General features: G+C 47.7%; 13 protein-coding genes. 7 read left to right on the forward strand and 6 right to left on the reverse strand.

From position 1 onward, the window contains the following. Positions 1 to 18: 18 nt before the first annotated feature. Entirely contained in the window at positions 19 to 1,500 is a 1,482-nt protein-coding gene (locus ACR2PX_RS25860; protein ID WP_434002239.1) for a leucyl aminopeptidase, read from the reverse strand. A gap of 665 nt (positions 1,501 to 2,165) precedes the next feature. On the opposite strand from ACR2PX_RS25860, the gene lptF reads away from it, so the two are divergent. Beyond that, positions 2,166 to 3,275: an LPS export ABC transporter permease LptF gene (gene lptF / locus ACR2PX_RS25865; protein ID WP_434002240.1), complete on the forward strand. Its 1,110-nt coding sequence runs from the start codon at positions 2,166 to 2,168 to the stop codon at positions 3,273 to 3,275. Beyond that, the gene (lptG, locus tag ACR2PX_RS25870; protein ID WP_434002241.1) at positions 3,268 to 4,326 is read left to right on the forward strand and encodes an LPS export ABC transporter permease LptG; all 1,059 of its coding nucleotides are present in this window, start codon (positions 3,268 to 3,270) and stop codon (positions 4,324 to 4,326) included. Before lptF ends, lptG begins: the two co-directional genes overlap by 8 nt. Positions 4,327 to 4,425: 99 nt before the next feature. On the opposite strand, the gene ACR2PX_RS25875 is transcribed toward lptG, so the two are convergent. Continuing rightward, positions 4,426 to 4,632: a hypothetical protein gene (locus ACR2PX_RS25875; protein WP_434002242.1), complete on the reverse strand. Its 207-nt coding sequence runs from the start codon at positions 4,630 to 4,632 to the stop codon at positions 4,426 to 4,428. Positions 4,633 to 4,803: 171 nt separating this feature from the next. Continuing rightward, positions 4,804 to 5,286 (reverse strand): RDD family protein, encoded by a 483-nt coding sequence (locus ACR2PX_RS25880; RefSeq protein ID WP_434002243.1) that lies wholly within the window; start codon positions 5,284 to 5,286, stop codon positions 4,804 to 4,806. Between the two features lie 202 nt (positions 5,287 to 5,488). On the opposite strand from ACR2PX_RS25880, the gene ACR2PX_RS25885 reads away from it, so the two are divergent. Continuing rightward, entirely contained in the window at positions 5,489 to 6,058 is a 570-nt protein-coding gene (locus ACR2PX_RS25885) for a TetR/AcrR family transcriptional regulator (protein WP_434002244.1), read from the forward strand. A gap of 148 nt (positions 6,059 to 6,206) precedes the next feature. After that, positions 6,207 to 6,842: a hypothetical protein gene (locus ACR2PX_RS25890; RefSeq protein ID WP_434002245.1), complete on the forward strand. Its 636-nt coding sequence runs from the start codon at positions 6,207 to 6,209 to the stop codon at positions 6,840 to 6,842. Here ACR2PX_RS25890 and ACR2PX_RS25895 read toward each other — a convergent pair. Genes ACR2PX_RS25895 through ACR2PX_RS25905 form a run of 3 tightly spaced genes read right to left on the reverse strand, consistent with a single transcriptional unit; the run spans position 6,839 to position 8,748 of the window. Then, a complete protein-coding gene (locus tag ACR2PX_RS25895) occupies positions 6,839 to 7,402 on the reverse strand; it encodes a GNAT family N-acetyltransferase (RefSeq protein ID WP_434002246.1) in 564 nt (187 codons plus the stop codon). The two genes, ACR2PX_RS25890 and ACR2PX_RS25895, sit on opposite strands and share 4 nt — an antisense overlap. A gap of 38 nt (positions 7,403 to 7,440) precedes the next feature. Then, positions 7,441 to 8,184: a class I SAM-dependent methyltransferase gene (locus ACR2PX_RS25900; RefSeq protein WP_434002247.1), complete on the reverse strand. Its 744-nt coding sequence runs from the start codon at positions 8,182 to 8,184 to the stop codon at positions 7,441 to 7,443. A 30-nt stretch (positions 8,185 to 8,214) separates the two neighbouring features. After that, entirely contained in the window at positions 8,215 to 8,748 is a 534-nt protein-coding gene (locus ACR2PX_RS25905; RefSeq protein WP_434002248.1) for a methylated-DNA--[protein]-cysteine S-methyltransferase, read from the reverse strand. Between the two features lie 159 nt (positions 8,749 to 8,907). Between ACR2PX_RS25905 and ACR2PX_RS25910 the strand changes: the two genes are divergently transcribed. From ACR2PX_RS25910 to ACR2PX_RS25920, 3 genes are all read left to right on the forward strand, one after another. Beyond that, positions 8,908 to 9,510, forward strand: coding sequence for a type II secretion system protein N (locus tag ACR2PX_RS25910; RefSeq protein WP_434002249.1), 603 nt, complete (start codon positions 8,908 to 8,910; stop codon positions 9,508 to 9,510). A 60-nt stretch (positions 9,511 to 9,570) separates the two neighbouring features. Further along, a complete protein-coding gene (gene gspD, locus ACR2PX_RS25915; RefSeq protein WP_434002250.1) occupies positions 9,571 to 11,526 on the forward strand; it encodes a type II secretion system secretin GspD in 1,956 nt (651 codons plus the stop codon). A 172-nt stretch (positions 11,527 to 11,698) separates the two neighbouring features. Continuing rightward, on the forward strand, positions 11,699 to 12,194 hold a 496-nt coding region (locus ACR2PX_RS25920), incomplete at its 3' end, for a hypothetical protein (RefSeq protein ID WP_434002251.1).

Genomic DNA, 12,194 nt, shown 5'->3' on the forward strand with positions numbered 1-12,194 from the left:
CCGCAACCCTGAAAGGTCTTACAGCTGGTTCAGCAGGTATTGAATCAGCATGGGGACAGGGCGACCGGTAGCGCCTTTGCCTTTGCCGGAAGTCCATGCGGTGCCGGCGATATCCAGGTGAGCCCATGGGTAGCTTTCAGTGAAGCGCGCCAGGAAGCAGGCAGCAGTAATGGTTCCCGCACCACGGCCACCGATGTTGCCCATGTCGGCAAAGTTAGAGTCCAGCTGTGCCTGGTACTCTTCGCCCATAGGCAGTTGCCAGGCCTGATCGGAAGCGTCTTTGGATGCCTTCAGCAGTTCATCGGTCAGCTCATCGTTATTACTCAGCAGACCAGTAGTGTGGTGACCCAGAGCAATAATGCAGGCGCCGGTGAGAGTGGCTACATCAATTACCGCTTTTGGCTTGTAACGCTCGGCATAAGTGAGGGCGTCGCACAGTACCAGACGGCCTTCTGCATCGGTATTGAGGATTTCAATGGTCTTGCCTGACATGGAAGTGACGATGTCGCCAGGACGAGAAGCATTGCCGCTTGGCATATTCTCAGCTGCTGCCACCATGCCAACAATATTGATCGGCAGATCCAGGGCAAGAATCGTCTGCATGGCACCAAAAATACTGGCTGCACCACACATATCGAACTTCATTTCGTCCATGGCTGCGCCAGGCTTCAGGGAAATACCACCGGTATCAAAGGTGATACCTTTACCCAGCAGGACAATAGGCTTCTCGCCACGCTTGCCGCCCTTGTAATCCATCAGAATCAGTTTGGATTCCTGGTCGGAACCCTGACCTACAGAAAGCAGTGAGTGCATGCCCAGGTCGGACATTTGTTTCTCACCGAGAATCTTGGTGGTCATTTTGGCGTGGGATTTGGCCAGGGTTTTGGCCTGGTCTGCCAGGTAGCTTGGGTGGCAAACATTGCCTGGAAGGTTGCCCAGTGTGCGGGCGAGGTTACGGCCTTCACCAATAGCTTGGCCTTCTGCAATAGCGCCTTTCAGAGATTCAGCGTGCTTGCGCTCGGCCAGGAAGATGACCTTTTTCAAGGCCAGTGCGTCGGCATTCTTGCTCTTGAATTCGTCGAACTGGTAGAAGGCATAGACAATCGCTTCGACCAGCTGGCGTACTTTCCAGTTGTGATCCTTGCCAGCTACATCGATGTCTTCCAGTGTCACCAGAGCGTCTTTGGCTGAAGCTGCTTTCAATTCTGAAGCGACCGCTTTGGCCAGTTTGATGAACTCAGCTTCTTTAAGCGCTGTCTTTCCTTCGCCTGTTGCGCAGAGCAGAATCCGCTCAGGGGCAATTTCCGGAACATGCTGGAGCAACAGGGTCTGGCCTGCCTTGTACTTTAGATCGCCTCGTTTAAGAATGCTGTCAATGGCACCTTTACTGGCTTCGTTAACGGCAGATGCTGCGGTGGTCAGCTCTTTTTTCTGCACACCCAGTACCAGGCAGGCAGTTTTCTGCTTTTCTACCGCTCCGCTTTTTACGATAAATTGCATGGTTGCTCCCATAGGACACTTGTCCGGTTATAACTCTCGGGGATGACCCGATCTCCTGTTAATCTTTCTGACAAAACCTGTAGCGCTATGCTCTGGCTGTTGGTCAATGGCTCTGGCCTTAGTCCGGGAATCTGGTTGGGATCAGTCTGCTCAGCCTGAAAGCTGGAAAAAAGACTATTTTTCGACAAGCTTTCACTGTGAGTGACATTCCCACCCGGCTTCCCGGGACAACCCTGACAAATACGCTTGATTTGGCTGGTGGCTGGGACAGCCAGGAGCCGGGGGTCAGTTCTGAACCGACAGACACTCGAGTAAGCCCTGTGTACTCCTTAAGGTCACATCCAATTTTTTGCAAAAGAAATGTAAATGATGTGACTTCTCTCATCCGGGCTATAAACTCGAACAGGTTTGTTGGATAATTGTCAGATCGGGTATTTGAACAGAGCTTGCGCCAGAAGTGAATTCCCGCAAGGCTTTCAGAGACAGATTTTAGTCCGTTTATTGTATCAATGTGTCGACAAATGTTTTTCAGAGCAGAAAAAACGGTTTTTGTTGGTCGATAAATAGCCTGAACTACGCTCTGTTTTGTACCGTTACGCTTTTCAGACATCTCCGGTGCCTGAGTGACTTCTTTAATGAACTATCGGAAACAGTAACACCAGATCATGCCTTCGATCCTTTTTCGATACCTGGCCAAAGAAATGCTCAAGGTCACGTTTGCCGTCACCGGCATAGTGCTTTTGATCATTATGAGTGGCCGTTTTGTGAACTATCTCGCACAGGCTGCCAACGGCTCCCTGAATGCAGACTTTCTTTTTGCCATCATGGGTTACAGGATGCCCGAGTTCCTGGTGATGATTATTCCCCTGGGACTCTTTCTTGGCATCATCATGGCTTACGGAAGGCTCTATGTTGAAAATGAAATGACGGTCATGGGTGCCTGCGGTGTCAGTCAGGGGCAGCTGTTGCGCATGACCATGATTCCTGCGCTGGGTGTCATGATTGTGGTGGCTCTGCTGAGTACCATGGTGGCTCCCTGGGGGATAAAGAAAGTAGAGACCATTCTTTCCCAGCAAGATTCCATGACCGAGTTCGACACGCTGGTGCCGGGACGATTTCAGAAGTTTGAGGGAGCTAACCGGGTTACCTATACCGAATCGTTGACCGATGACAATCAGCTTCTTGAGAAAGTGTTTATTGCCCATCAGTCCACGGATTCGGGCAGTTCCGAAATGTCTCTGGTTCTGGCAGAGAGTGGTCGTATATCGACCACAGAAGAAGCTGGTCAGCGTTATTTGATCCTGACTGATGGCTATCGCTACGATCTGACTCCCGGTGCTCAAAAAGTCAGGGTGACTCAATATGAGACCTATGGCATTCGCATGGAAGAAAGCGCGGTAGCCGATGAGATCAGTAAAGAGCAGGCTCTGCCCACTGAAACATTAATAGGCTCTGATAACACCTCTTATATAGCCGAGCTGCAGTGGCGTATTTCATTACCGCTATTAATTCCAATCATTGTATTGCTGGCGGTTCCGCTTTCCAAAGTTAATCCCCGACAGGGGCGGTTCGCCAAGTTATTACCGGGCGTGCTGCTTTATCTGCTTTACCTGGCATTGCTGATTTCGGCGCGGGGTATGGTAGATGATGGTCGTATTTCTCCACAGTTGGGTGTCTGGTGGGTGCACGGTCTCTACTTGCTGCTTGGCTTGATCTTCTATTTTCAGGAGCCTGTGCAGGTCATGATTGCCAAAAGGAAAGCTGCTCATGCGTAAGCTGGATCGTTATATCGCATGGAACGTGCTGGCTTCCATGGTCATGGTGCTTTTGATTCTGGTGGTGCTGGAATCCATGTTCTCTTTTCTGGGTGAGCTGGATAATGTTCGTGGCAGTTATCAGATGGCAGATGTGGTGGTCTATATCCTGCTGCTGATTCCCAAAAAGATTTATGAATTTATCCCGGTATCGGCGTTGATTGGTTGTCTTGCCGGTTTGGGTAGCATGGCCTCAAACAGCGAATTGGTGGTGATGAGGGCTGCAGGCGTTTCGCTATGGCGTATGGTCTGGTCAGTCATGAAGCCCGCTCTGGTATTAATCTGTGTGGGTATTGTGCTGGGTGAATATGTGGCACCTACGACAGAGCAAATTGCTGAGACTCGCAAGAACATTGCCCGATCCTATAATGGCGAGTATTCCGGAGAAGGAGTCTGGCACCGTGAAGGCAATGAATTTATGTATTTTAACGCTGTTGAGCCCAATGGGGTGCTCTACGGTGTGAGTCGCTACGTGTTCGATGACGACATGAAGCTTAAGGAAAGCTCGTTTGCCCGAAGGGCTATTTACCAGCAAAACCATTGGTTGCTTGAGGATATTACCCGCAGTCGCATGGAAGGCGATAAAGTGGTCTCGGAAAAAGTGAACACAGAGCCCTGGAATACCAGTCTTACGACCACACTTTTGAAAGTAGTGGTGGTTAAGCCGGATGGCCTGTCCATTTCAGGTCTGAATACATATACCAATTACCTGGAAGAGCAGGGGTTGGATACCGGTGAGTACGCTCTGGCGTTTTGGACCAAGGCGCTGCAGCCATTGTCTATTTTCTCTCTGGTGCTGGTGGGGATTTCTTTTGTTTTTGGCCCACTGCGTTCGGTCAGTATGGGGTTGAGGATCTTCTCGGGTGTGATTACCGGGGTCGTGTTTATGATTGTCCAGAACCTGCTGGGGCCATCCAGTCTGGTGTTTGGGTTCCCACCGCTATTGTCCGTCCTGCTGCCGGTTCTGATCTGTATCGCTATAGGTTGGTTGTTACTCTACAGAGCAGCCTGACTAAAAAGCGGTAATCTTTTTTGAGTTGATGCCCGTATGCGGGTATCAGGCTTGGGGAAGGAGCTGAAAGAGCCAGTATGGATACTGGCTCTTTAGTGTTCAGCGGTGCTTTGAACGGTTTCGCAAATTATTCTCTTCTTTTACTGGAATATAGGCTCTGGACAGTTGTTTCTGGTTCTGGATGGGCTTTACAGCAGCCAGCATTTTTGTCACCAAGCGAATCAGCTCATGGAACAACAGGATATTCATAATTTTGTCCTGAGTGTTGAGGTACCGGATAGCAAGATCATCGGTTCCAAGCTTCAAAAATACGCCAGAATATCGTGGCGAACTTCGAATATTCTAACCCATGTAAGTAAAAATACTAATAAGTATTTCGGAAACTAGTTAGATGTTTAAAAAGGAAAGGAAATATACATGGAGCTAGATATGAAGGCAGTCATTTTATAGACGATTTGCTGACTGCCTTTGATCCGGTCAGGACTTTTTGTTGGGAACATACAGGGTTATTGAATGTGAGAGTCGGTCTTGCCAGCTGAGGCGTTCACGATCCCACAGACACCAGAAAATACCCAGTCCTCCCAGAAGCAGGGCAGGAATAGCGATCAGTGTGCGAACGAGACATTGACCGATCGAAATAAGCCCCCCATTACGATCCAGAATTCGAATATTCCAGGCTTGCATGCCCAGAGTTTGGCCTCGACGGGACCAGAAAAAGGCAAAAAAACTAAAAATACTCAAAAACAGTGCGGCATAAAAGAAAGGGCCGCCAACGGATTGTCCACTGTCTGTCATAGCCTTGAGCTTTTCAGCGCCATGAACTTTCATTTGAATACCCAGGTTGAGAAAACCAACCAGAAACATAATGGCTAATACAAGAAAGCTGTCGTAAATAATGGCCGCCAGTCGGCGCCAGACCGGTGCAGGTTGCGCCTGTTTCTCTTTGGTTGTGTCTGACATAAAAACTCCTGTAACAGGCAGCGGAGTTTATCAGTTTATGTCCAGTTGGGCAGCTTCTGCTTGAATCTTTAAATGTGCCTGCCAATACGGTAGTAAAAAAATAGCAGAATGAGAATCTTGATAATTTATGACTTTTCTAGGCTGAGAAACCTTGAGATCCTTCATCTCTATGAGACAATCATGACTCAATTGGATTAATGGAATGAGAGCAGTGGCAGGGCGACCAAGTTCAGTTCAACGTTTAAAGAAGGCGGCTATTCGCTTGTTGGTTAAGAAGCCAGGTTCCAGCCTGGCTGAATTGGCATCGGCTGCCGGGATTGGCAGGGCTACATTGCATAGACATTTTACCAGTCGTGAACAGTTGATCGGTTCATTGCTTATGGATTGTCTTGAGGCTGTAGAACAAACCTATATGGCCATCGAAGGGAAATACCCTGAAGACTATCGAGAGCAGCTTCTGCAGATGATAGGGGGCTTTATCGAGCTTGAGAGTGAGTATTGCTTCCTGCTCAGGGACTGGGAAATCTCAGATACCGATGAAATTTACGAAATTCTCTCAAAACAGCAGGCGGCATGGGACGCCTATCTTCAGTTTATGGTCAATGTCAAAGTGTTGCGAGCTGATCTGCCGTTGGCCTGGCATAAGTCGGGTATAGATGGTCTGATCGGTGGGGCCTGGATGGGTATTGATGATCAGGAGATAGCCATGAAGCAAGCTATACGGCTGGCACGGGAAGCGGTTGAAAAGGCCTTTCTGGAGCCTCTTTCATAATGTGATCTAATGAGTGTGTATGGATGAGTGGCTGTAATGTCGTATTAATCTTTACTCGCTTTTTTAAAGGGGTGTTGTCCTTTAGAGGAGTTTAAAAGCAGAGTTTATATTTGGACTAGACTCTTACGACTGATCGGAGATTAATCCTATGAAGAAGAGTCTGTTCTGTTGGGTGTTGGGTCTTTGTGTGCCGTATTCACTGGCTTTACCTGTGAATACCGATGATGGTGGTGTAATAAAAGGGTATGGCGATTGCAAAACCCACTTTAACTACACCATTGAATCCCAGTCTGGGGAGTGGCAAACCTATGTTCATTTTGCTGCTGAGGATGGTACTTCGGTACTTCCTAATAAGAGCTGTGAAAAAGTAGCCTGGTTTGAAAAGGACGACGATGATCCAATGAAGGTTAAGCAGATTCAGCTTCCCCTGGCAGTGTCTGAAGGTCATACAGAGGTACTGGGCTATCAGTTGGGTACAAAGTCAGATTTTTACGGCGTGCTCTCAATTACCATGGTGCAAATGCCCACCGAAGGATCAAAACTGAGTGAGCATTACAAACTCTATGAGCTATTTATAGACAAAGCGTACTCTTTAAATAAAAAGGTCGGGAGTACACCTCCTCCAGCGATGTGTTCCTTTGTCATTGCTGCAAGTGGACCGGGCAAGCCTGTCGTTGCTCCCTTCAGCTTTCATGGAGCCAATTGTGATATTGACCCGGATACACTCAGTATCAAAGCCAGCTTGAAGAGCGTTAGTGATATGGTCGGTATACCTGGGCTTTAATTTTGACTGTCTTCGCTATGGGCAGGGTTGATTCTGGAAGTCAGAATATGATCCTGCCACTTCCCGGCAATTTTTAGGTAAGACCGGGCTCTTCCTTCTTCTTCGAATCCAAGCTTCTTAAGTAGTGCTGCGCTGCGATGGTTGTCAGGAATATAATTGGCCATGATGCGATGAAGCTTTGCTTCCTGAAAGACATAGTCGATTCCAGCAGAAACAATCTCGAGCATTAAGCCTTGGCCTTCGTGTTTTTTCGAAATAGAGTAGCCCAGGTGGCAGGCTTGAAAGACTCCATGGACGATATTGTTAAAATTGCACAAGCCAATGATTTCATTTTTGTCGGATGTCAGTGCTGTTAGTTGAAAGCCTGTGCCTTCATCGAAACTTTTGCGCTGTGCTGTTAGCTGGTGCTCACACTGTTTGAGTGTATAAAAGTTTTCATTACGCTCCGGCTCCCACGGTGTAAGGTGATCCCGGTTAGTCAGTCTGTACTCTAAAAGCAGTTCGGCATCTTCCGGGTTTAACAATACCAGTTCAGTTCTTGGGGTTCTTATTTTGATCATAGTAATCGTGTCGTATGCTCATGCTTTTTTACGTTCCGTTATATGGTGCCAAGCAGTACCGGTTGATAGAACGCATCGTTAATTCTTTGTACATCCCTAAAGCCCGCTTGTGTCATCAGCTCACAAAGTCGGTTTGTGGAAATGGCGTAATAGCGGGAGTGCAGTGTGTGAGTGATTGCTTTGCCTGTAGAGAGGTTTTCTTCAATTAAATGAAATGCCAGGCTGTATTGATCGCCTTCAAAATCCCAGACCTGAAACAGGATGAATCGTTTGTTTCCTTCAACCCGGACGCCGTAAGGTTTAAGCAGATTTCGGCCGCGTTCTTCCTTATCATAATCTCGAACAGTGATCAGGCAGCCACCACCCGGTTTGAGGCAAGCGAACATCTGTTTAAAGGCTATCAAGATATCATTGTCGTTTAAAAGATGGGGTACAGAGTTGTCTGCAGAAATCACCAGGTCAAACCCTGTTCCATGATGATCAAAAGCCTGTCGCATGTCGCAAACAGAGACCGCTAGAGTTAGATTACGTCTTTCTGCTTCTTGCTTTGCACGCTCAGCTTCTTTTTCTGAAAGGTCAGACGCTGTGACGTTATAGCCTTTTTGTGCCAAGCCGATGGCCTGGGTGCCAATACCGCAGGAGACATCAAGAATGGATTTGGTTTCAGGCCAATGCTTTTTTATCAGGGTCTTGAGCTGAGCGGATTGTCGCTCAACACTGCCATTCCAGTCCTCAAATATAAGGTGGTAAAAGGGGGTTAGCTGATCGTAAAAGTCATTCATACCACTCAATGCATCTATACGTAGGATTGATTAATCAAACAGCGAGCCTTGTTGATAGGGCAGGCTGCCTTCCAGAATGAGCAGTTTTTCCTTGGCTGGCTTACCACCGGCATAGCCCTGTTGCTCACCGTTGCTGGCAATCACCCGATGGCAGGGGACTAATATTGAAAGTCCATTTGCACCATTGGCATTGGCCACGGCTCTCAAGGCATTCCGGTCTCCCATGGATTCTGCCAGTCGTGCATAGGTGGTGGTTTCTCCATAGGGAATAGTATTCAATGCCTGCCATACCTGTTTTTGAAAAGCCGTACCTATCAATAGCAACGGAACTGAAAAAACTTCCCGTTCTTTGCGAAAGTATTCTTCCAGTTGCTGTCGGGTGAGCTCCATAATGTCGTCGTCTTTCTCGACATATTCAGCCTTAAGACCGTTCTTGATGCGAGAATCGACTCTCAATCTCTTCTTTCGATAGCGCCAGTCACACAGGCAGAGCTGTTGCTCATAGGTGCCCAGCATCAGCTCGCCGACGGGTGAATGGTAGTATTGGATATTGATGGTGTTCATGGAGGTGTTTATAACACAAAGTTCAATATTGATGTTTGTTTAGCTGGTTAGATGTCATTTGGTAGTTGAGTAGCAGTAAATATAAGGCGATAGAAGCAGTGAATAAATAGTGGTAGAGTGCCGTGTAACTAATAATAAGTAACAATCCAGGATGGTTCGGTGTTCAGTAAAAGGAAACTCGATCTTTTTGTAGTCCCTGTATTTGCATTGCTATTGATCGCTCTTATAGCTTGGGACTCTAAAGCACTTTTGGATCTGAATGATGAGGTTGAGTGGGTCGGTGATGATGTCGCTACTGCTCAGTCTGAAAGTGAACCCGTTGCAGAGATCAGTCAAAAAGATCTGCTTGAAAATCCTTTGTTCTCTTTGTACGAACCTTCCGAGCAAAAGTCTGTTGAGTTAAATAATATTCCAAAAACCAGCTTGAAACTTTCTCTGGAAGCCATTTTCAGAGCCTCTTCTCAAGATCGAAATGCTGCGCAGATTGGCACAGAAGCAGGAAGTAGGCTGTTTCGAGTAGGCGATAATGTATCAGACGATGTTATTGTCAAGGCTATTGGTTCCCGCACTGTTACATTGGAAATTGCAGGTGCCCTGGAGAATCTGTCATTTGATAATACGGTTGAATCACAGGTTGTATCAGAACCGCCCAAAAGATCTGAGTCAGTGTCTTCAAGTAATCAACTGGCAGTGACAGAGCAGGGAGAGATAGCGGAGAGGCTAGAAGCTCTGCGAGCACGGTTTAGTGATCAACAGCCGTGATTGAATGAAACAGTTTCAGCCTTAAGAACAAAAACAACAAAGCTAGCAAGGATGTAAGGGATGAAGTGGTTTTTATCACTGGCTGTAGTGCTTTTTGTGTTTTCAGGCCAGGTTCAGGCACAAGAGCAGGTCGATGGACAGCCTGAAAAAAAGACCGGTGTTGCAAAAGACATTGAGATCAATATCAAGAACAGTGATATCCGCTCCTTTATTGACTGGATGGCCAGTGAAACCGATAAGAATCTGATTGTCGACCCCCGTGTTAAAGGCAAGGTGACAGTCATTGTTAATGACCCCGTCAACAAGCAGGAAGCCTGGAGTATATTTACCGAAGTTCTGGAACTGCATGGCTTTTCGGTGCTGGAGCAGACTGGCACTATCAAGATCATTCCTAATACTCTGACCCGTCAATCGGGCGTTCCATTCCAGGAGTCGGCCGACAGTAAAAGTGTTGCGACGATTATTCAGGTATTGAAAACACAGTATCTGAATGCAGCTCAGGTTATTCCCATCATTCGTCCTCTCATACCTCAAACCGGCCATATTGCTGCATTGCCTGACAGTAATCTGTTACTGGTTGTCGCCCAGGAAGTGGTGATTGCCCAGTTGGAGAAAGTGCTTGATCAGTTGGATCAGGAGCAGGTCAGTGATCTTTATGTAGCTCAGCTGAAAAATGCCGATGCCAAGGATGTCATTGCGGCCATAACGGCTCTTTCCGGCAAGAATCAGGCAGGTAAGCTGCCCGCGCGGCAGGTGCTTATGGCAGCGGATGAAAGAACAAACAGTATTTTGCTGGCAGGGCCTGCTGTCAAAATCCAGCGTTGGAAAAAAGTGATTGCCCAGCTTGACCGGGAAGAAATCATCGAAGACGAAGCCCATGTTATCTATCTGGATTTTATGAAAGCCAAGGAAGCGGCTGATATTCTCAAGGACATCACCGCCAGTATGTTGAAGAGAGATAAAAACCGAGCGGGTGATGAGCTGCAAATTGCTATAAGAGCCAGTGAAAGCACTAATTCTCTGGTGATCTCGGCCCCTCCAGAATACATTCAGTCCCTGGCAAAAATTATTAAAAAGCTGGACATACGTCGGGCTCAGGTACTGGTAGAAGCCATTATTGTAGAGATTGGCGAGACCCAGTTGAACGAGCTGGGTGTGCAGTGGGGCACAACCAACAGTGCTCTTAATGGCGATGGCTGGTTTGGCGGATCGCGGGTCGACTCCGGTGGGTTGACCAGTTATGAACGCTTTGCTGCTGGTGACAATAATATTATCGGCGGGGGGTTGAACCTTGGTTTCTACAGAAACGGCTCTCTACGGACACTGGTTCAGGCTTTTTACGGCAACGACGCCATTAATATTCTTTCCACTCCAAGCCTTATCGCTCTGGATAACGAAGCGGGAAAAATTGTGGTGGGAGAAAATGTTCCGTTTATTACCGGCCAGTCCACCAGTTCCTCCTCTTCCACAGATAACCCTTTTCAGACTATTGAACGAAAAGATGTGGGTCTGCAATTGAAAGTCACTCCCCAGATTAACCGGGGTCGTTTAATGACGCTGGATATTTATCAGGAGATTTCCAGTGTGACCGACGACAGCCAGGCTTCAGATATTGTCACGCGCACCCGCTCCATAGAAACCAAGGTGCAGGTGGAAAGTGAGTCCATTATCGTGCTTGGTGGGCTGATTTCCGATGAGATTACTGGCAGTGAGCAGAAGGTACCGCTACTGGGCGATATTCCGATTCTGGGGCATCTGTTTCGCAGTAACAGCCAGGAGCGTAATCGTAAAAACCTCATGGTATTCATCAAACCCACCATTTTGCGCAGCTCTGAAGACGCCCTGGCCATTACGGGTGGCAAATACAGCTACATTCGTGAGCAGCAGCTGGCCTATAAGGGCACTGAAAGCGAACTGATCAAGACAGAGACATCCATACCGGTTCTCAGTGACTTTGATTTCTACCCCCCTCCTTCAGAAAAGAAAACGGATCAGACCAGCTTAAAAATCGAGTAAGAAGGAGTCTGACCAAGAATAGATGGGGCGTCCTGCTGAGCTTTATTCTCGACCGAAATTCTTGGTCAGGCTTCTGGAAATCATCCACATGGATTATTTTCAGGGTGTTCCTCATGGGATACCCTTGCCGCTATCAAATAATAACAATGTCGTACATTAGTCAGGGAAGTAAATGTTTAAGGGTTGTATAACGAAAATTCTCGGAGTGCTACTGCTGGGAGCGACGGGGCTGGCATCAGCCATGGAAGGGATTGAGTGGCAGCAACAGCCGCCTTCCTATGATACTGGCGAATTTCGTGATGCTTTTGTCGATCTTCGAGTTAAGACTCAGGCTGGTGATCTGGTCATTGAGCGTCAGTGGTTTAATGGTCAATGGGTCTGGAACCGCCCCTGGAGTCGTCTGGAGATTGTCGGTTCAGCAGTGGATGATGACGGCAATGCAACCCCTGATCCGCTGACGGAACGCCCTTACGCCCTGATTCGTAACGGTAATTCTTACCTGAGGCAATCTGCTCGGGGTTCTGAGAATCCAGTCTTTCAAAACCTTCCCAAACGGACCCTCACGGCTCGTAACCAGGGTAAAGACGGTTTTCAGTGGAAAGATAAGCTGGGTTACACCATCGACTACGACAAGTTTGGTCGTATGGTCGGTTATGCCGGTCCCAACG

This window comes from Endozoicomonas sp. (assembly GCF_051008435.1).
Classification (GTDB): domain Bacteria; phylum Pseudomonadota; class Gammaproteobacteria; order Pseudomonadales; family Endozoicomonadaceae; genus Endozoicomonas_A.

Bases quoted from the DNA above. Each gene is read 5' to 3' on its own strand.
- ACR2PX_RS25860 (WP_434002239.1), bottom strand. From the start codon at position 1,500: ATGCAATTTATCGTAAAAAGCGGAGCGGTAGAAAAGCAGAAAACTGCC.
- lptF (WP_434002240.1), top strand. From the start codon at position 2,166: ATGCCTTCGATCCTTTTTCGATACCTGGCCAAAGAAATGCTCAAGGTC.
- lptG (WP_434002241.1), top strand. From the start codon at position 3,268: ATGCGTAAGCTGGATCGTTATATCGCATGGAACGTGCTGGCTTCCATG.
- ACR2PX_RS25880 (WP_434002243.1), bottom strand. From the start codon at position 5,286: ATGTCAGACACAACCAAAGAGAAACAGGCGCAACCTGCACCGGTCTGG.
- ACR2PX_RS25885 (WP_434002244.1), top strand. From the start codon at position 5,489: ATGAGAGCAGTGGCAGGGCGACCAAGTTCAGTTCAACGTTTAAAGAAG.
- ACR2PX_RS25890 (WP_434002245.1), top strand. From the start codon at position 6,207: ATGAAGAAGAGTCTGTTCTGTTGGGTGTTGGGTCTTTGTGTGCCGTAT.
- ACR2PX_RS25895 (WP_434002246.1), bottom strand. From the start codon at position 7,402: ATGATCAAAATAAGAACCCCAAGAACTGAACTGGTATTGTTAAACCCG.
- ACR2PX_RS25900 (WP_434002247.1), bottom strand. From the start codon at position 8,184: ATGAATGACTTTTACGATCAGCTAACCCCCTTTTACCACCTTATATTT.
- ACR2PX_RS25905 (WP_434002248.1), bottom strand. From the start codon at position 8,748: ATGAACACCATCAATATCCAATACTACCATTCACCCGTCGGCGAGCTG.
- gspD (WP_434002250.1), top strand. From the start codon at position 9,571: ATGAAGTGGTTTTTATCACTGGCTGTAGTGCTTTTTGTGTTTTCAGGC.